We start from the raw sequence: 17,650 nt of genomic DNA, 5'->3' as shown, positions 1-17,650 counted from the left end.
GATTTCGCTGGCCGGCTTTCTCGTGTCAGTGACCGCTAGGCGATCGGACCGCCCGGCGTCGAATCCTTGGCCTCGGATGCCGAGGCCGCCGACGTGCCGTCCGCCTCGATCGGGGCGGCCGACTCCATGGCCGCGCCGGAGGCTCCCGCGATCAGCACCTCGTCGCCGCGGTCGGACCCGGCCGGCGCGGACGGGTCGGCCGCGTGCTCCGGGTCGCCGTGCCGGTTGGCCAGCTCGGCCGTGCCACCGAACAGGGCGGGCAGCGTCGCCTCGTGCGCCGTGCGTGCCTCGTCGAGCGGGATGCTGAACTGGTCGCGCACCTCGAGCACCGGCTCGGCCGAGGTGGCACCGAGTTGGACACAGGGCACGCCGTATTCACCGGCCAGGGCCGCGAACGCCTTGTCGTGCCCGCGTGGCACCGCGACCAGCGCACGACCGGCCGACTCGCTGAACAGGTGCACGAAGGCGGACTGGCCGTCGTCGGGCAGCGAAACCGTCACGCCGACGTTGCGCCGCAGGCAGCTCTCGACGAGGACCTGCGCTAGGCCGCCGTCGGAGAGGTCGTGCGCGGCGCTCACGTGACCCGCCTGCGAAGCGCGGGCCATCAGCATGGCCAGGCGACGCTCCTTCTCGAGGTCCACCTTGGGCGGGCGTCCGCCGAGGTGGCCGTGGGTGACCCAGGCCCATTCGGAGCCGGAGAGCTCGCACGAGGTCTCGCCGAGCAGGTAGACGAGGTCGCCCTCGCTGCCGGCCGGGAAGCCCATCGGGATGCGCCGGGCGACGTCGTCGAAGACGCCGAGCACGCCGACCACGGGGGTCGGGTGGATCGCGGCGGCGCCGGTCTGGTTGTAGAAGCTGACGTTGCCCCCGGTCACCGGGGTGCCCAGCTGCTGGCAACCGTCGGCCAGGCCGCGGACGGCCTCGGCGAACTGCCACATCACGGCCGGGTCTTCGGGCGAGCCGAAGTTGAGGCAGTCGGTCACCGCGACCGGTTCGGCCCCGGTGACGGCGACGTTCCGATAGGCCTCGGCCAGCGCGAGCCGCGCCCCCTCGTACGGGTCGAGCCGGGCGAAGCGGCCGTTGCCGTCGACCGACAGCGCGACGCCGAGACCGGTGCGCTCGTCGATCCGCAGCACACCCGAGTCTTCCGGCTGGGCCAGCACGGTGTTGCCGAGCACGTAACGGTCGTACTGCTCGGTCACCCACGTCTTGTCGCACAGGTTCGGCGAGGCGATCATCCGCAGCACGGTCTCGCGCAGTTCGTCACCCGTGGACGGGCGGGGCAGGGTTTCCGCCTTGTCGGCCTGAAGCAGTATCAAGTCGGCGGGCTCGCGGATCGGGCGGGCATAGACCGGGCCGTCGTCGGCGAGCGAGCCCGGCGGCACGTCCACCACGACGTGGTCGTTCCAGGTGATCACGAGTCGGCCGGGCGAACCGTCCTCGCCGGCCGGGGTGACCTCGCCGATCGCGGTGGCCCAGACGCCCCACTTCTCGGCGACGGTCAGCACGCGGTCGAGGTTTTCCGGCGTGACGATCAGGAGCATGCGCTCCTGCGACTCGCTGGCCAGGATCTCGGTCGGCGACATGGACGCCTCACGCAGCGGCACCCGCTCGAGCCACACCCGCATGCCGGTGCCGGCCGCGGCCGCGGTCTCGGTGAGCGCGCAGGTCAGACCCGCGCCGCCGAGGTCCTGGATGCCGGCGACGAGGCCGGCGTCGTACAGCTCGAGGCAGCTCTCGATGAGCAGCTTCTCCATGAACGGGTCGCCGACCTGCACCGACGGGCGGCGCTGCTCGGCACCCTCGTCGAAGGTGGCCGAGGCCAGCACGGAGACACCGCCGATGCCGTCGCGGCCGGTACGCGCACCGAGCAGCACGACGACGTTGCCGACGCCGGCCGCCTCCTTGTGCTGCAGACGCTCGACCGGCAGTACGCCGATGCTCAGCGCGTTGACCAGCGGGTTGCCCTGATAGGTCGGGTCGAAGACGATCTCGCCGCCGATGTTGGGCAGGCCCAGGCAGTTGCCGTAGCCACCGATGCCGGCCACCACACCGGGCAGCACCCGGGCGGTGTCGGGGTGGTCGGCCGCACCGAAGCGCAGCGGGTCCATCACCGCGATCGGGCGGGCGCCCATCGCCAGGATGTCGCGCACGATGCCGCCGACGCCGGTGGCCGCGCCCTGGTAGGGCTCGACGAAGCTCGGGTGGTTGTGCGACTCGACCTTGAAGGTGACCGCGAGCTCGTCGGAGATCTGCACGACGCCCGCGTTCTCGCCGATGCCGGCCAGCATGCGGGTGCCGCGCGGCGCCTTGTCACCGAACTGCCGCAGGTGCACCTTGCTCGACTTGTAGGAGCAGTGCTCGCTCCACATGATCGAATACATCGCCAGCTCGGAGGCGGTGGGACGGCGACCGAGGATCTGCCGGATCCGGTCGTACTCGTCGTCCTTGAGGCCGAGCTCGGTGTGCGGCTGCAGCTCGTCGGAGGTGCTGAGAGCGCGCTGCACCGTGTCGGGGCCGCCGTCGAACTCGTTGACCAGCACGTCGGTCGCGGCAAAGCCCGTCTGCTTCGGCGCCGCGGACGTGTCCGGCTGCGTCGTCATTACTGGTGTCCCCCTGCGTTTGCCCCCGCGGACGACCCGGCCAGGGCCCGCAGGACGGAGGTGAAGAAGCCGAGGCCGTCGAGCGACGGACCGGTCAGCGCCTCCACCGCGTGTTCCGGATGCGGCATGATGCCGACGACGTTGCCGGCCTCGTTGGTGATCGCGGCGATGTCGCGCTGCGAACCGTTCGGGTTTCCGCGGATGTAGCGCGCCACCACGCGGCCCTCAGCCTCGAGCTGGTCGAGCGTGCGCTGGTCGGCGACGTAGCAGCCCTCACCGTTCTTCACCGGGATCAGGATCTCCTGACCGGCCGTGAACGAGTTGGTCCACGCCGTGTCGGTCGACTCGACGCGCAGGAACTGGTCGCGGTTGCGGAAGTGCAGGTGCTGGTTGCGGGTGAGCGCACCGGGAAGAAGATGCGCCTCGCAGAGGATCTGGAAGCCGTTGCAGATGCCGAGGACCGGCAGACCGCCGCGGGCGGCGTCGACGATCGAATCCATCGCCGGGGCGAACCGGGCGATCGCGCCGCAGCGCAGGGCATCGCCGTAGGAGAAGCCGCCGGGCAGCACCACCGCGTCGACGCCGTGCAGGTCGGGGTCGCCGTGCCAGAGTCGGACGACGTCGGCGCCGGCGATGCGCGCGGCACGGGCCGCGTCCCCGTCGTCCAGCGATCCCGGGAAGGTGACCACACCGATGCGCATGGTCAGGCGACCTCCGCCGCAGCGTCCTCGTGGACGTGGATGGTGAAGTCTTCGATCACCGGGTTGGCGAGAAGCTTGTCGGCGATCTCGCGAGCCCGATCGAGATCGGGCGCCCCCTCGAACTCGATCTCGATGCGCCGGCCGATGCGGACGGACGTGACATCGGTGACGCCGAGCCTGGGCAGCGCATTCGCAACCGCCTGGCCCTGCGGATCAAGGATCTCCGGCTTCAGCATGACGTCGACCACGACGCGAGCCACGGGCACTCCTGACTGATAGGTGTAAGCACGTGGAGCCTACCTTGCGAACCACGCTACGGGATTCTCGGCCGGTGTCGCGCACGCGACGCTCGGCCCGCTGAGCAGCCAACTCACCGGTGATCTCGACCACCCGTGAGATCAACCGCGGGGTCATCACACGGTGATAGGAGTCAGGTGGGTTCTAGGCGGCGTCGCGCGGGCGTTCTACGGTCAGTTCACGATCTCCGAGAGACCGTGCGGTGGCCGCCCCGCCACCGCACGGACGGGACTCCGCCGGGGCGCGTCGTGATGATCATCTCCGCCGCGCCCTAGCGGCATGTCGGCCCCAGGCTTCAGAGGATCGGAGCCGGGGCGTACTTCGCGGCGTCGGGGTGCGCGGCCACGATCGTCGCGACCCGGTCGGCCACCGTACGCACCTGCGACGGCGCCGCCCCCACGAAGGCGGCGTGATCGGCGACCAGGGTGTCGATCTCGGCCCGGGTCAGCTTGAGCCGGCCGTCGGCGGCGAGCCGGTCGAACAGGTCGTTGACCGTGGCGGCCTTCTCCCGCATCGCGAGCGCGACGGCGACGGCGTGCTCCTTGATCACCTCGTGTGCGACCTCACGGCCGACACCCTTCCGTACGGCCGCAACAAGGATCTTGGTCGTCGCGAGGAACGGCAGGAACCGGTCGAGCTCGCGGGCGATCACCGCGGGATAGGCACCGAACTCGTCGAGCACCGTGAGGAACGTCTGGAACAGACCGTCGGCGGCGAAGAACGCGTCGGGCAGCGCGACCCGGCGCACCACCGAGCACGAGACGTCGCCCTCGTTCCACTGGTCACCGGCCAGCTCGCCGACCATCGACAGGTAGCCGCGGACGATCACGGCGAGACCGTTGACCCGCTCGGACGAGCGCGTGTTCATCTTGTGCGGCATCGCCGACGAGCCGACCTGGCCCGGCTTGAAGCCCTCGGTGACCAGTTCCTGCCCGACCATCAGGCGGATCGTGGTGGCCAGCGAGGACGGCCCGGCGACGACCTGGGCCAGCGCCGAGACGACGTCGAAGTCGAGCGAGCGCGGATAGACCTGGCCGACGCTGCTGAGCACCCGCTCGAAGCCCAGGTGGGAGGCGACCCGCTGCTCGAGCGTGCCGAGCGCGTCGAAGTCGCCGTCGAGCAGGTCGAGCTGGTCGGCCGCGGTGCCGACCGGACCCTTGATCCCGCGCAGCGGATACCGGGCGATCAGGTCGTCGAGGCGCTCGTACGCGATGAGCAGCTCTTCCGCCGCCGAGGCGAACCGCTTGCCCAGCGTCGTGGCCTGGGCCGCCACGTTGTGCGAGCGCCCGGTCATGACCAGGTCGGAGTATTCGACCGCGCGCTCGGTGAGCCGGGCCAGGGTGGCGATCACCCGCGCCCGGATCAGCTCGAGCGACGCCTTGATCTGCAGCTGCTCGACGTTCTCGGTCAGGTCGCGGGAGGTCATTCCCTTGTGGATCTGCTCGAACCCGGCCAGCGCGCTGAACTCCTCGATGCGCGCCTTCACGTCGTGCCGGGTGACGCGCTCGCGGGCCGCGATCGAGGGCAGGTCGACCTGGTCGAGCACCGACTCGTAGGCCTCGACGGCGCCCTCGGGCACGGCCACGCCGAGATCGCGCTGGGCCCGCAGCACGGCCAGCCAGAGGCGGCGCTCCATCCGGATCTTCTCCTCGGGCGACCAGAGGGCGACGAGGTCGGCGGAGGCGTAACGAGCGGCGAGGACGTTCGGGATGGTCACGCCACAGATTCTTTCACGACGCCGGCGGGCTCCTCGGGCAGCTTGTGCGGGAGGGTGCGTACGTCACGGCTGATCAACATGACGGCCACCGAGACCGCCATCAGCACCCCGGCGCCGACCAGAGTCGTCTCGACGCCGAAGACATGCGCGATCGGGCCGGCCGCGAGCTCGCCGATCGGCATGGCCACGAACGATCCGACCATGTCGTACGAGTACACGCGGGCCAGCTTGTCCGGCGGGATGTGCTCCTGCATGGTCGTCTCCCAGGCGACGCCGAACTGCTCGACCGAGAGCCCGGCGATGGCCGCGCCGGCGATCAGGGCCCAGAAGTTCGGGTACGCCCCGAGCAGCAGCAACGGCACCGCCATGCCGAAACAGGCCACGCTGCCGAACAGCAGCAGCCGCCGCACCCGCAGGCGCATCGCGATCAACGCGCCGACGATCATGCCCGCGGTCTGCGCGGCGAGCACGATTCCCCAGGCCCGGCGGCCGATGGTGTCGTCGGCCACGACCGGACCGAGGACGAAGAGGCCGCCACTCCAGACCGCGTTGCCGAGTGCCGCGCCCGCCACGACCACCCAGAGCCACTGCCGGGAGCGGAATTCCGACCATCCCGTACGCAGGTCGGCGAACACGTTAGGCCGAGCCGGCTCGACTGCCGGAACGCCCTCGGAACCGACCGGAGGCTCGGTCGACGCGGCCGGAGCCGGGGCCGGAGTCGCCACCAGCGAGCGCAGGGGGATGAACAGCAGCCCGGACAGAGCGAACGTGACGGCGTCCACGGCGATGCCCCAGCCCGGGTTGGTCGCCGCGACCACGACCCCGGCCAGCGGCGCGCCGAGGATCGCGGCGGAGTTGAGCCCGAGCCGGTTGACGGCGTTGGCCTGCTGGCGGATCTCGGCCGGCACGGTCAGCGGCAGGATCGACGAGCTGGCCGGCAGGGCGAGCGCGCCCACCATGCCGTTCATCGCGCCGAGCACGATGAGCAGGGGGATCGTCGCGTTGCCGGTGAGCACGAGGGCGGCCACCGCGCCCTGGGTCAGCGCCGCGGCCAGGCTGGCGCCCACCATCAGCAAGTGCTTCGGCATGCGGTCGGCGAGCACCCCGCCGAAGAGCAGGAACGCCACGTTGACCAGCGTCCGGGCCCCGACCACGAGACCGAGGTCGGTTGCCGAGCCGGTCAGGTCGAGGACGGCGAAGGCGAGCGCGATCGGCGCGAAGGAGTTGCCCAGCGCGTTGACCGTGCGGCCGGCCAGCAGGAAACGAAAGGGTGCGTGACGCAGCGGCGCGAAGTTACTGCCCATCGGGTGACTCCATCTCGAACATCGCCACAGTGGTGCTGGTGCGGATGGTGCCGGGAGTGCGCGGCGGCTGGGCCGCGTCGTGCAGCTCGCGGAGCGCCTCGCCGACCTTGCCGTGGATCTCGCGCCAGACGACGGGATCGATCCAGAGGTCGCCGTCGCCGAGAACCGAGGCCGTCCCGGCCGTCCAGCGCCCGAGGGCGACACGACGAACGAGCTCGTGCCCGAGCGCGGCGAAGAGCTCGCCCTTCTCCTCGGCCGACTCGGGTTTCCGGTCGAGGCGGGCGTCGTAGCGGTAGCGCTTGGCCACACCGCCGCGGATCTTCTCCTCGCCGACCAGCACGATCACACCGGCCGAGTGCAGGTTGCGCAGGTGGTAACTCGCGTTGGCGTGCGTGAGGCCGAGCTCGCGAGCCACGTCGGCCGCGGTCAGGGCGGCTCCGGTCAAAAGAGACAGGATCTGCAGGCGTACGGGATGGGCCATCGCCCGCAGCGACGCGCCCTCTTCTCCCAAAGACATGTTGGGGAGTCTAGGGACGCCGAGGGCCGACTGTCCAATGAATGTTTGGGAGTGGCACACTGCACGGTGGAGTGGCAACGTTCGCTAAGGTTACTGGCGAGTAGGTATTGAGCTCATCTTGAAAGGTCCACCGATGACTGATTTCAACCCGGACGCTCTCTCCTCGATCGGCCCCAAGGAGTTCGCGGCGCTCGTCAAGGCGACCCCCGACGCGAAGCTCGCCGAGGTGATGGCGGGCGACTCGCGCACCAAGATCCTCGACGAGGTCTTCAACCGCATGCCCACGCTGTTCCGCGCCGAGCGGGCCGGCAACACCAGCACGGTCATCCACTGGATCATCACCGGTGGCGCCGACGGCGCGAGCGACACCTACGAGACGGTGATCGAGAACGGCGCCTGCACGGTCACCAACCAGCCGGCCCGCGACCCCAAGCTGGCCATGACCATGGACGCGGTCACGTTCCTCAAGGTCGTCTCGGGTGACGGCAACCCGATGATGCTGTTCATGACCGGCAAGATCAAGGCCAAGGGTGACCTGGGCCTGGCCGCCAACGTGGCCAAGCTCTTCGACATCCCCAAGGCCTGACCGCTCGGTCAGAGCTTGATGCGTCCCTCGACGGCGCCCAGCGCGATATCAGTGCGGAACTGGGCGCCGTCGAGGCGTACGCCGTCGACCAGGGCGTAGGCCGCCGCGCGGGCCGCAGCCAGGTCGGACCCGGTAGCGGTCACGCTCAGCACCCGGCCACCGGCCGAGACCAGCGCGCCGTCGGCACGACGGGCCGTGCCCGCGTGGATCACGCCCGGCACCTCGGCGCCGTCGATCACGTCGCCCGTACGCGGCGTGGCCGGATAGTTCTGACTGGCCACCACGACGGTGATCGCCGCACCCTCGCGCCACCGCAGCGGCGGCAGCTGGGCCAGCGTCCCGGTGGCGGCCGCGTTCAAGAGTGAACCCAGCGGCGACTCGAGCAGGGCCAGCACGACCTGGGTCTCCGGGTCGCCGAATCGCGCGTTGAACTCGATGACCTTGGGGCCGTCGGGGGTCAGCGCGAGCCCGACATAGAGCAGCCCCGAGAACGGAGTGCCGCGGCGGCGCATCTCGGCCAGCGTCGGCTCGACCGTCTCGGTCAGCACCCGGTCGACCAGGTCGTCCGGCGCCCAGTCGAGCGGAGCGTACGCCCCCATGCCGCCCGTGTTGGGGCCCGCGTCGCCGTCGGCCAGCCGCTTGAAGTCCTGCGCCGGCATCAGCGGGACGGCCGCGGTGCCGTCGGTGACCACGAAAAGCGACACCTCGGGGCCGGACAGGTACTCCTCGATGACGACCGTGCCGCAGTCGGCCGCGTGCTGCTCGGCGGCCGCCCGGTCGTCGGTCACCACGACGCCCTTGCCGGCGGCCAGTCCGTCGTTCTTGACCACGTAGGGCGCGCCGAGCTCGTCGAGCGCCCGGCCGGCCTCGTCCGGGGAAGTGCACGCATACGACCGGGCGGTCGGCACCCCGGCCGCGGCCATCACGTCCTTGGCGAAGGCCTTCGACCCCTCGAGCTGGGCCGCGGCCGCGCTCGGGCCGAAGCAGGCGATGCCCTTGGCCCGCACCGCGTCGGCCACCCCGGCCACCAGCGGCGCCTCGGGCCCGACCACGACCAGGTCGGCGGCCAGCTCGACGGCCAGCGCGGCCACGGCGGCCGGATCGGTCGCCGTGATCTCGTGCAGCTCGGCCACCTGGGCCACGCCCGGGTTGCCGGGGGCGGCGGCCAGGAACTCCACCGACGGGTCGGCGGCGAGGCCGAGGGCAAGGGCGTGTTCACGGCCGCCGGAACCGATCAGAAGTACGCGCACGACGGGCGATCCTACCGGCGGTCCGCTTCCCCACGTCGCACAGCAGGGCAGTCGCGTAAACTTCGGCAGTACCCGGACCTCTGCCGAGTACGACTGTTCGACGGAAGGCTCACGCAAGTGCCGGTGATCGTGTTGGTCGGCGCCCAATGGGGCGACGAGGGCAAGGGCAAGGCCACTGACCTGCTGGGTGACCGGCTCGACTACGTGGTGAAGTTCAACGGCGGCAACAACGCCGGTCACACCGTGGTGATCGAGGGCGAGAAATACGCGCTGCACCTGCTGCCCAGCGGCATCCTGTCTCCGGGCGTGGTCCCGGTGATCGGCAACGGTGTGGTGATCGACCTCAACGTCCTCTTCCAGGAGATCGACGGCCTCGAGTCGCGCGGCATCGACACCTCACGGCTGCGGATCAGCGCGAACGCGCACGTCATCCCGTCCTACAACCGCTCGCTCGACAAGGTCAGCGAGCGCTACCTGGGGGCGCGGCGGATCGGCACCACCGGGCGCGGCATCGGCCCGACCTACGCCGACAAGATGAACCGCGTCGGCGTCCGGGTGCAAGACCTGTTCGACGAGTCGATCCTGCGGCAGAAGGTCGAGGCGGCCCTGTCGTTCAAGAACCAGGTGCTGTCGAAGATCTACAACCGCCAGGCCGTCAAGGTCGACGAGGTGGTCAACGAGCTGCTGTCCTACGTCGAGCGTCTCCGCCCGTACGTGGGAGACACCGCTCTTGAACTTTCCGAGGCGCTCGACGAGGGCAAGGTCGTGCTGTGCGAGGCCGGACAGGCCACGCTGCTCGACGTCGACCACGGCACCTACCCGTTCGTGACCAGCTCGAACGCGACGGCCGGGGGCGCCTGCACCGGTTCCGGCATCCCGCCCACGCGCATCGACCGGGTGGTCGCGGTGCTCAAGGCGTTCACCTCGCGCGTCGGCGAGGGCCCGTTCCCGACCGAGCTGCACGACAAGTTCGGTGACCACCTGCGTGAGGTCGGTCAGGAATACGGAACGACCACCGGCCGTCCGCGCCGGATCGGCTGGCTCGACCTGGTGATGGCCCGGTACGCGCAGCGGATCAACGGCGTGACCGACTTTGTGCTGACCAAACTCGACAATTACGACGATCTCGACGAGATTCCGGTCTGTGTCGCGTACGAGGTGAACGGCGTCCGCCACGACGAGATGCCGATCAGCCAGACCGACTTCCACCACGCGATCCCGATCTTCGAGACGATGCCGGGCTGGAAGCAGAGCATCATGGGCGCCCGCTCGTTCGACGACCTGCCCAAGGAAGCGCAAGACTTCGTGGTGTTCGTCGAGGAGCGCATCCGGGCCCGCATCTCCGTGGTCGGCGTCGGCCCGGCGCGCGACCAGGTCATCGAGCGTCACTCGGTGCTGAGCGGAGCCTGACATGTACGACGTGGTGGTGCTGAGCCTGGCCGAGGGTCAGGGCTCCGGGGGCGGTTGCGGCGACGAGTGCGGCGGCTGTGCCCCCGCCACCGCGTGCGCCCCGCGGGTGCCGGTGCTCAAGTGCGCCGACGCGCTCACCGCGGCCGGCGCCCGGGTCGAGATGATCACCGCCGCCTCCGATCAGGAGATCGACGAGGTCATCGCCCGCTTTGACGGCCCGGCCCGGCCCGACGGCCTGACCTGGCCCGACGCCGACAGCAAGCTGCGTCTCGTGGTGGCCACGTCGACCGACGGTCAACTGCGGGCCGTCGTCCGCCGGCTCGTTCGCCGCTATGCTCCGCCGCCCAGCAAGCGTCCGGACGACCTCGCCGTCGGCCGCACGGTGCCCGACCTGCCGCCGCTGGCGATCCTGCCGCTCGATGCGTCGAACAGCACCGATCTGGCGTTTCAACTGCGTCTTCCCCGTACGCCGGAAGCCGTGGCCGCCGCAGTCCTGAGCGGCCCGGTGCGCCGGCTCGACCTGCTGCGCAACGACGGCGGATCGGTCACGGTGGACGGCGCCCTGGTCGGCGGCATGGACGACGACGGGCGCGCGGTGCCGTGGCGGGGCCGGGTCGAGGTCGACGACGCGGTGCTCTCCGACGGTGACGACCCGATCCTCGCCTGCGCGATCGGCAACGGCGCGGGCTACGCCGAGTTCGCCGGGCTGCGCATGCTCGCCGACGGTGACGCGCTCGACGGCCAGGTCGAGGTCGCGGTGGCCGTCCCGACGATCGTCAAGCAGCGGTTCCGGGGCACCAAGATGCGGGTCGAGGTGCGTCGCGCCCGTGGCCGCGCGGTGTCGGTGCTCCCCCGCGACGGCGAGATCCAGTTCCTCGACGACGGGGTCGGCGGGGCAATGAACCGCAAGCGTTCATGGTGGACCGAGGCCGGAGCCTGGGCAGTGTACGCAAGCTGACCTACTGTTCTCGTAGGACGTCTCGTACGGCATTTCGGGGAGGGTCGCACCAGTGGCATCGGTGGAGGACGAGGACGCCGACCGCGTCTACGTCCCAGGCACGTCCAGCAACCCCGCACCTCCCGATCGTGACGTCGAACCGTTCTGGGAGCCGGAGGAGATGGAAGCGCCGGTGCACGGGCGGCCGGTTCCCCATGAGGCGCCGCCACCGGTGCCACTGCCGCCCGGTGCTGGTCCCGGGGTCTATCGGCCGGGTGAGCGGATTCCGGTGCCGCCGCCGCATGCGGTGCCCATTCCGCCGCCGGCCCACATCCAGGTGCCCGCGCCGCGGCCGGCCCACAACGACACGGCGCCGCCACCCACTCAGGCCTGGCCCAATCTGGAACGACCGGCCGAGCCGCCGGCCGCCGCACCCGTCTCCCCGGAGGCCGCCGAGTCTGGGTCCGGTGTGCACAGTTCGCCCGACTCGCCCTGGTCACAGCCGCCGCATCGGCCGGCCCCGGCGCCCGAGCAGGCCTCCCCACGGCCCGAGCAGGCCTCCCCACGGCCCGAACAGGCCCCGCATCGGCCCGAGCCGGCTCCGCCCGCGTCAGCATCGGCCGCCGTGCCCGTCCAGCGGCCGGAACCGAGAGCGCCGGAACAGTCCGCCGACGAGGGCCAGGCCAACGGTTCGGTCTACCGCCCGGCCACTCCGCCGCCGCCGAATGCACACGGCGCGGCCGCCGTACCGCAGCAGCCTTATCCCCCGCAGCAGGCGCCGCCGCAGCAGGCCCCGCCGCAACAGCCCTATCCCCCGCAGGCGCCACCGCGGCAGATGCCCGGCCCTTATCCGCCGACCATGGATCCGCGGGCGATGCAGCATCCACCCGCCCCGGCTCAGCCCGTACCGCCATCCCCGTCGACCGATCCGTTCCAAGATCTGCCGTGGGTCTCCGACGGCACCCCGACGGCCGAGGAGTTCGCCCGCCGCCGGATGGCCAAGCCGGCCGACCCGGTGGCCACCCAGGGCCCACGGGCGATGCTCCGCAAGGGCACGATGGGCCTGGTCAAGCTGGCTCCGGGCAAGCGCGAGCAGGAGTACAAACAGGACGTCGAGATGGTCCGCCGCAACTTCGGCGGGCTGCGGCAGGTCACCGTCGTCAACCCCAAGGGCGGCGCCGGCAAGACCGTGGCCGTGCTGCTGCTGGCCATGACGTTCGGGCAGAAGCGCGGCGGCTACGTGCTGGCCTGGGACAACAACGAGACCCAGGGCACCCTCGGCATGCGCGCCCAGCAGGATTTCCACGCCCGCACGGTGCGCGACATGATGCGCGACCTGCACCTCTTTCGTGGTTCCCACGGTCGGGTCGGTGACCTGTCGCAGTACGTACGGGCGCAGGGCGAGGGCATGTTCGACGTGCTCGCGTCCGACGAGTCGGCCACCGCGGGCGAGATGCTCACGGCTGACGCGTTCGGTGAGATCCGCGAGATCGTGAGCCGCTTCTACAAGTTGATCTTCGTCGACACCGGCAACAACGTACGGGCGCAGAACTGGCAGGCGGCCATGGACGCCACCGACCAGCTGGTGATCACGATGTCGGCCCGTAACGACTCGGCCGAGACGGCCGCCCGCATGCTCGACCACCTCGAGCAGAGCGGCCGCCAGCGCCTGGTCCGGCAGGCCGTCAGCGTCGTGTCGATGCCCCCGACCCGCAAGGACATCGACCTGCCGGCCATCCAGAGACACTTCGCCGCCCGTACGCGGGCAGTTCTGCTGGCCCCGTACGAAAAGCTCATCGACTCGGGTGAGCCCATCCGCTACGGCCACCTGTCCAGCAACACCAAAGACGCGTGGCTCAAGATCGCGGCGGCCGTAGCGGAAGGTCTCTAGGTCAGAGCGTCGGCCGCGGCCGGGTCGGAGTCACGCAGGAACTGGGCGCAGCGGGCGGCCTCGTCGGCCTCGCCGATCTCGGCCGCAGCCTGCGACAGCGAGTGCAGACACCGCAGGAACCCCTGGTTGGGCGCGTGCGACCACGGGATCGGGCCGTGCCCCTTCCAGCCGTTGCGCCGCAGCGCGTCGAGGCCGCGGTGATATCCGGTGCGGGCGTACGCGTAAGCGGTGACCGGCTCGTCGGCGTCGAGGGCGTCGGCCGCGAGGGCCGCCCAGCCGCCGCTGTATGCCGGGTGGGCCGCCGCGACGGTCTTGATGGCCACGGTGGTGCCGCTCGCCAGGGCGTCGGCGAGGGCCTTGTCGGCCTCGACGTCGGCGGGGAGCCGGGTGGCCGGGGGCTCGGGAAGCAGGTTCTGCATGACCTTATTCAACCGGCCCGTCGGCGAAGCATTCCGGCGGGGCGGCAGAGATCACCCAGGATTTTCCCGCCGTTCTCGTCATTCCCACGACCGGGCGATCCGGGCCAGCCGATCGGTGTACTCGATCTGCTGCTGCCACGCCGCCGGCCACGCGCTCAGACCGAGCGAGGCGCCCGCGAACGCCCCGGCCAGGCAGGCGATCGAATCGGAGTCGCCGGACGAGGCCGCGCCCCGGCCGAGCACCGCCACCGGCTCGTCGGGCGAGATCAGATAGCAGTACAGCGCGGTCGCCAGCGCCTCCTCGGCGATCCAGCCCGCACCGGTGGCCCGGCACGGGTCGCCGGTGTAGTCGCCGGCCGCGAGCGCGTCGCGCACCCGGTCGAGAGCGGCCGCGGTCTCGTCCCAGCCCAGCGCAATGAACTCTTCGGGTGAGGTGGACGGGTAGCGGGTCCACAGGTCGCCCAGCCACTCCTCGCGGTAGATCTTGCGCTGGCTGTCGCTGCGCTCGCGCAACGCCTCGAGGAGGTCACCGGGAGCCAGACCGCTGGCCAGCCACCGGCACGCGTACGCGGTCAGCTCGCTCGCGGCCAGTCCGGTCGGATGCCCGTGGGTCAGGCCGGCCTGCAGCTGAGCCAATCCGGCGCGCTGGTCCTCGTCGAGGTCGGGGTGCAGCCCGACCGGGGTGACCCGCATGTTGGCCCCGCACCCCTTGGACCGGGCCACCGTCGCCTGCTGCCACGGCCGCCCGTCGTGCAGGGCGGCACACGCCTGCAGGCAGGTGTTGCCGGGCGCGCGGTTGTTGTCCGGGCTCGCCGCCCACTCGAGGAACGCCCGGCGCAGCAGTGGTTCCAGCACCGACGGGGTGATCGCGGGCGCGGCCAGCATCGCCTCGCCGACCGCGAGCGCCATCTGGGTGTCGTCGGTGACCAGGGCCGGGCGGCCGGTCAGCTCCCGGGGGCCGTCGGGCCCGTAGGTGGCGACGATGGTTTCGTAGGTCTGGAACTCGGTCGGCTTGCCCAGCGCGTCCCCGTAGGCCAGTCCGTAGAGCGATCCCGCAACGTTTTGCACCCTGGCTACCCTACGTGTCATGCCCGGCGACCCTTTGCTGCCCGTGTTCGGTGGCCTCCCGTTCGACGCCACCGCCTCCGAGATCGAGTCGCGCGCCGAGCTCGACCACCATCTCGCCGACAAGTCGCTGGCCGACCTGGTCATTCTCGGGCTGCGGCTCGACCTCGACCCGCCCGATCTGCACGACGTCGACGTCCGCGGCGCGATCTTCGTGGGCTGCCGGCTGGCCGGTGACGACGTCGTGATCGATCTCATCCGCCGCGGGGCGCACGTGATCCCGCCGTTCGACGCGCGGCCCTATCCGACGCATCCGGCCATGCTCTACACACCGGAGGATCTGTCCTACGGGTTCGCCGCCGACGGCTTCGCCGGCATGTTCGACACGACGGTCTACGACCACTTCGTGGCGCACGGCGGCGCGGCGCCGGACATCCGCGAGGCGATCGCGCAGCGGCTGCACGACGCGGGCATCGACAACGCGCTCGGCAAGGCGCTGGCGGCCTGGGTGGACGCGCGCGGCCGGGCCGGGGCGGTCGGCATCATGGGCGGGCATGCCGCGCCGCGCGGCTCGGCGGCGTACGAGATGGCGGCCATCCTGGCCTGGCGGCTCGCCTCGATCGGGCGGCTGGTGGTGACCGGCGGCGGTCCGGGTGTGATGGAGGCGGCGAACCTCGGCGCCTATTTCGCGACCCGCCCGGCGACCCAGCTGCACGAGGCGATCAAGATGCTCTCGGTCGCGCCGCACTTCGCCGATCACGAGCCCTACACGGCGGCCGCTCTGGCCGTACGGACTTCGTTCCCCGCTCCGGCGACGGCCGTGACCGACGTGGTCGGGCGGCTTCGCCACGGTGGCCTGGCCCTTCCGACCTGGCTCTACGGTCATGAGCCGGCTAACTTGTTCGCCGGTCAGATCGGCAAGTACTTCTCGAACGCGGTCCGCGAGGATTCGATCCTGCGACTCTCGCGGGGCGGCATCGTCTTCGCGCCCGGCTGGGCCGGCACGGTGCAGGAGATCTTCCAGGCCGCGACGAAGACCTTCTACCAGACCGACGGGCCGTCCGGCGCGTTCGTCTTCCTCGGCGTCGACCACTGGCGCGCGCTGCCGGTCGAGGAGCTGCTGCGGCCGTTGCTGGCCCGCAGCCCGTACGGGGATCAGTCGAACCTGGTCGTGGTCACCGACTCGATCGACGAAGCGATGGCGGCCTTGGCGAAAGGGTCAGGCGACATGCACGCGCCGCCAGTTGGTCACGGGTAGGTCGGTCTCGGGCACGTCGGTGATGCCGTTCTCGTCCATCGCGTTGTAGACCGCGAGGCGTGCCCCGTCGAAGAGGAACTCGACCGCGTGCAGCACCCGGGGCCGCCACTCGGCCACCGTGACCAGCTCGATGATGTTGACCGCGCGCAGGACGGTGCCGCGGGCGTGCCGCAGCGCCGCGATCGGATCGGGGCGCCAGTCGAAGTGCTCGTACCAGTCGATCGGGACGTTGAGGTCGATCTTGTCCCAGGTGATCGCGCACTCGTCGAACTTACGATGAGTAATCTCGACGTGCGTGGTTCCAAAGTCGAGGATCACCGGGCCGTCGGCGAACCAGCCGCGCTCGGCCATGTCCCACATCAGCCAGCTCGATCGCAGTTTCCGCCCGATGAGCCGCACAAAGCGGGTGCGGTGGACGGCCGCGAGCGCGTCGGCATCATGGTGCCAGTCGGGTTCATAACCATCGATGCCGAGCACTTCGTGATCCTCCTCCCGGGGGAAGGATCGATCGTATACATACCTCTGAGTAACCCGGCAAGACGAAGACGGCCGATCCCCCCAGTTGGGGACCGGCCGTCACGAAGTGATTACTTCGAGAGAGTGGTCCCGGTCGAGCGGAGGTTCTCGCACGCCTCGACGACGCGCTGGGCCAGACCGGCCTCGGCCAGCTTGCCCCAGGCGCGCGGGTCGTACGCCTTCTTGTTGCCGACCTCGCCGTCGATCTTGAGGACGCCGTCGTAGTTCTTCATCACGTGGTCGACCACCGGGCGGGTGAACGCGTACTGCGTGTCGGTGTCGATGTTCATCTTGACCACGCCGTAGTCCAGGGCGCCGTGGATCTCGGACAGCAGCGAGCCCGAACCACCGTGGAAGACCAGGTCGAACGGCTTCTCCTTGCCGTACTTGGCGCCGACCGCGTCCTGGATCTCCTTGAGGATCTCGGGGCGCAGCTTGACGTTGCCCGGCTTATAGACGCCGTGCACGTTGCCGAAGGTCAGGGCCGTCATGTAGCGGCCCTTCTCACCCAGGCCCAGGGCGGCGGCGGTGGCCAGGCCGTCTTCGACGGTCGAGTAGAGCTTGTCGTCGATCGCGGCGGAGACGCCGTCCTCTTCGCCGCCGACCACGCCGACCTCGATCTCGAGGATGATGTGGGCCGCCGCCGACAGGGCGAGCAGCTCCTCGGCGATCTGCAGGTTCTCGTCGACCGGCACGGCCGAGCCGTCCCACATGTGCGACTGGAACAGCGGCGCCTGGCCGTTGGCCACCCGCTCCTTGCTGATCGCGAGCAGCGGACGCACATACGCGTCGAGCTTGTTCTTGGGGCAGTGGTCGGTGTGCAGCGCGATGTTGACCGAGTAGTTCTTGGCGACCTCGGTGGCGTACTCGGCCAGCGCGACGGCGCCGGTGATCATGTTCTTGATCGTCGGGCCGGACGCGTACTCGGCGCCACCGGTGGAGATCTGGACGATGCCGTCGCTGCCGGCCTCCTGGAAGCCCTGGAGGGCCGCGTTGAGGGTCTGCGAGGACGTCACGTTGATCGCCGGGTAGGCGAACGCGCCCGACTTGGCGCGGTCCAGCATCTCGGCGTAGACCTCGGGAGAAGCGATGGGCATCGGTGCGCTCCTTGCTCGTTGCTGGGCTTTCGACTGCCGGATTCAGAGGGCAGGACCGCGCTGTCCTCCAGCTGGCAAGTAT

Annotated in this window: 16 protein-coding genes; 5 read left to right on the top strand and 11 right to left on the bottom strand. The window is 70.6% G+C overall.

What is annotated here, in order from left to right:
* Positions 1-35 precede the first annotated feature (35 nt).
* From purL to KOI35_RS41935, 6 genes are all read right to left on the bottom strand, one after another.
* On the bottom strand, positions 36-2,603 hold the full coding sequence (gene purL / locus KOI35_RS41960; protein ID WP_215795307.1) for a phosphoribosylformylglycinamidine synthase subunit PurL: 2,568 nt from the start codon (positions 2,601-2,603) through the stop codon (positions 36-38).
* Positions 2,603-3,310 carry a phosphoribosylformylglycinamidine synthase subunit PurQ gene (gene purQ / locus KOI35_RS41955; protein WP_215795358.1) on the bottom strand — a complete coding sequence of 236 codons (708 nt, stop codon included), beginning with the start codon at positions 3,308-3,310 and terminating at the stop codon, positions 2,603-2,605. Before purQ ends, purL begins: the two co-directional genes overlap by 1 nt.
* Positions 3,307-3,564 (bottom strand): phosphoribosylformylglycinamidine synthase subunit PurS, encoded by a 258-nt coding sequence (gene purS / locus KOI35_RS41950; protein ID WP_215795306.1) that lies wholly within the window; start codon positions 3,562-3,564, stop codon positions 3,307-3,309. Before purS ends, purQ begins: the two co-directional genes overlap by 4 nt.
* A 332-nt stretch (positions 3,565-3,896) precedes the next feature.
* Positions 3,897-5,318 (bottom strand): adenylosuccinate lyase, encoded by a 1,422-nt coding sequence (gene purB, locus KOI35_RS41945; RefSeq protein ID WP_215795305.1) that lies wholly within the window; start codon positions 5,316-5,318, stop codon positions 3,897-3,899.
* Entirely contained in the window at positions 5,315-6,622 is a 1,308-nt protein-coding gene (locus KOI35_RS41940; protein WP_215795304.1) for an MFS transporter, read from the bottom strand. Before KOI35_RS41940 ends, purB begins: the two co-directional genes overlap by 4 nt.
* Complete coding sequence (locus KOI35_RS41935; protein WP_246614639.1) at positions 6,612-7,139, bottom strand: winged helix-turn-helix domain-containing protein; 528 nt, start codon at positions 7,137-7,139, stop codon at positions 6,612-6,614. Before KOI35_RS41935 ends, KOI35_RS41940 begins: the two co-directional genes overlap by 11 nt.
* 133 nt (positions 7,140-7,272) lie before the next feature.
* Here KOI35_RS41935 and KOI35_RS41930 point away from each other — a divergent pair, with 133 nt between their 5' ends.
* On the top strand, positions 7,273-7,725 hold the full coding sequence (locus tag KOI35_RS41930; RefSeq protein WP_215795303.1) for an SCP2 sterol-binding domain-containing protein: 453 nt from the start codon (positions 7,273-7,275) through the stop codon (positions 7,723-7,725).
* An 8-nt stretch (positions 7,726-7,733) separates the two neighbouring features.
* On the opposite strand, the gene purD is transcribed toward KOI35_RS41930, so the two are convergent.
* Complete coding sequence (gene purD, locus KOI35_RS41925; RefSeq protein ID WP_215795302.1) at positions 7,734-8,975, bottom strand: phosphoribosylamine--glycine ligase; 1,242 nt, start codon at positions 8,973-8,975, stop codon at positions 7,734-7,736.
* A 117-nt stretch (positions 8,976-9,092) separates the two neighbouring features.
* On the opposite strand from purD, the gene KOI35_RS41920 reads away from it, so the two are divergent.
* From KOI35_RS41920 to KOI35_RS41910, 3 genes are all read left to right on the top strand, one after another.
* A complete protein-coding gene (locus KOI35_RS41920; RefSeq protein WP_215795301.1) occupies positions 9,093-10,385 on the top strand; it encodes an adenylosuccinate synthase in 1,293 nt (430 codons plus the stop codon).
* 1 nt (position 10,386) lies between these two features.
* The gene (locus KOI35_RS41915) at positions 10,387-11,343 is read left to right on the top strand and encodes a diacylglycerol kinase family protein (protein WP_215795300.1); all 957 of its coding nucleotides are present in this window, start codon (positions 10,387-10,389) and stop codon (positions 11,341-11,343) included.
* 61 nt (positions 11,344-11,404) lie between these two features.
* The gene (locus KOI35_RS41910) at positions 11,405-13,213 is read left to right on the top strand and encodes a MinD/ParA family ATP-binding protein (RefSeq protein WP_215795356.1); all 1,809 of its coding nucleotides are present in this window, start codon (positions 11,405-11,407) and stop codon (positions 13,211-13,213) included.
* Here KOI35_RS41910 and KOI35_RS41905 read toward each other — a convergent pair.
* A complete protein-coding gene (locus tag KOI35_RS41905; protein ID WP_215795299.1) occupies positions 13,210-13,632 on the bottom strand; it encodes a DUF3151 domain-containing protein in 423 nt (140 codons plus the stop codon). The two genes, KOI35_RS41910 and KOI35_RS41905, sit on opposite strands and share 4 nt — an antisense overlap.
* A 78-nt stretch (positions 13,633-13,710) precedes the next feature.
* Positions 13,711-14,700 carry an ADP-ribosylglycohydrolase family protein gene (locus KOI35_RS41900; protein WP_308121386.1) on the bottom strand — a complete coding sequence of 330 codons (990 nt, stop codon included), beginning with the start codon at positions 14,698-14,700 and terminating at the stop codon, positions 13,711-13,713.
* A gap of 19 nt (positions 14,701-14,719) precedes the next feature.
* On the opposite strand from KOI35_RS41900, the gene KOI35_RS41895 reads away from it, so the two are divergent.
* Positions 14,720-15,955 (top strand): LOG family protein, encoded by a 1,236-nt coding sequence (locus KOI35_RS41895; RefSeq protein WP_215795297.1) that lies wholly within the window; start codon positions 14,720-14,722, stop codon positions 15,953-15,955.
* Here the strand turns inward: KOI35_RS41895 and KOI35_RS41890 are convergent.
* Both KOI35_RS41890 and fbaA read right to left on the bottom strand, forming a co-directional pair.
* Positions 15,917-16,432 (bottom strand): hypothetical protein, encoded by a 516-nt coding sequence (locus KOI35_RS41890; RefSeq protein WP_215795296.1) that lies wholly within the window; start codon positions 16,430-16,432, stop codon positions 15,917-15,919. The two genes, KOI35_RS41895 and KOI35_RS41890, sit on opposite strands and share 39 nt — an antisense overlap.
* A 110-nt stretch (positions 16,433-16,542) precedes the next feature.
* The gene (gene fbaA, locus KOI35_RS41885) at positions 16,543-17,568 is read right to left on the bottom strand and encodes a class II fructose-bisphosphate aldolase (protein ID WP_215795295.1); all 1,026 of its coding nucleotides are present in this window, start codon (positions 17,566-17,568) and stop codon (positions 16,543-16,545) included.
* Positions 17,569-17,650: the final 82 nt, after the last annotated feature.

It is taken from the genome of Paractinoplanes bogorensis, from assembly GCF_018829635.1.
Classification (GTDB): Bacteria; Actinomycetota; Actinomycetes; order Mycobacteriales; family Micromonosporaceae; genus Actinoplanes; species Actinoplanes bogorensis.
The sequence above is the reverse complement of the archived record's forward strand: the minus strand, read 5'-3'. Positions and strand labels throughout refer to the sequence as shown.

What these genes read in the sequence shown, in the direction of transcription:
- fbaA (WP_215795295.1), bottom strand. Translation starts at nt 17,568, where the DNA reads ATGCCCATCGCTTCTCCCGAGGTCTACGCCGAGATGCTGGACCGCGCC.
- KOI35_RS41915 (WP_215795300.1), top strand. Translation starts at nt 10,387, where the DNA reads ATGTACGACGTGGTGGTGCTGAGCCTGGCCGAGGGTCAGGGCTCCGGG.
- KOI35_RS41940 (WP_215795304.1), bottom strand. Translation starts at nt 6,622, where the DNA reads ATGGGCAGTAACTTCGCGCCGCTGCGTCACGCACCCTTTCGTTTCCTG.
- KOI35_RS41930 (WP_215795303.1), top strand. Translation starts at nt 7,273, where the DNA reads ATGACTGATTTCAACCCGGACGCTCTCTCCTCGATCGGCCCCAAGGAG.
- KOI35_RS41905 (WP_215795299.1), bottom strand. Translation starts at nt 13,632, where the DNA reads ATGCAGAACCTGCTTCCCGAGCCCCCGGCCACCCGGCTCCCCGCCGAC.
- KOI35_RS41895 (WP_215795297.1), top strand. Translation starts at nt 14,720, where the DNA reads ATGCCCGGCGACCCTTTGCTGCCCGTGTTCGGTGGCCTCCCGTTCGAC.
- purL (WP_215795307.1), bottom strand. Translation starts at nt 2,603, where the DNA reads ATGACGACGCAGCCGGACACGTCCGCGGCGCCGAAGCAGACGGGCTTT.
- KOI35_RS41935 (WP_246614639.1), bottom strand. Translation starts at nt 7,139, where the DNA reads ATGTCTTTGGGAGAAGAGGGCGCGTCGCTGCGGGCGATGGCCCATCCC.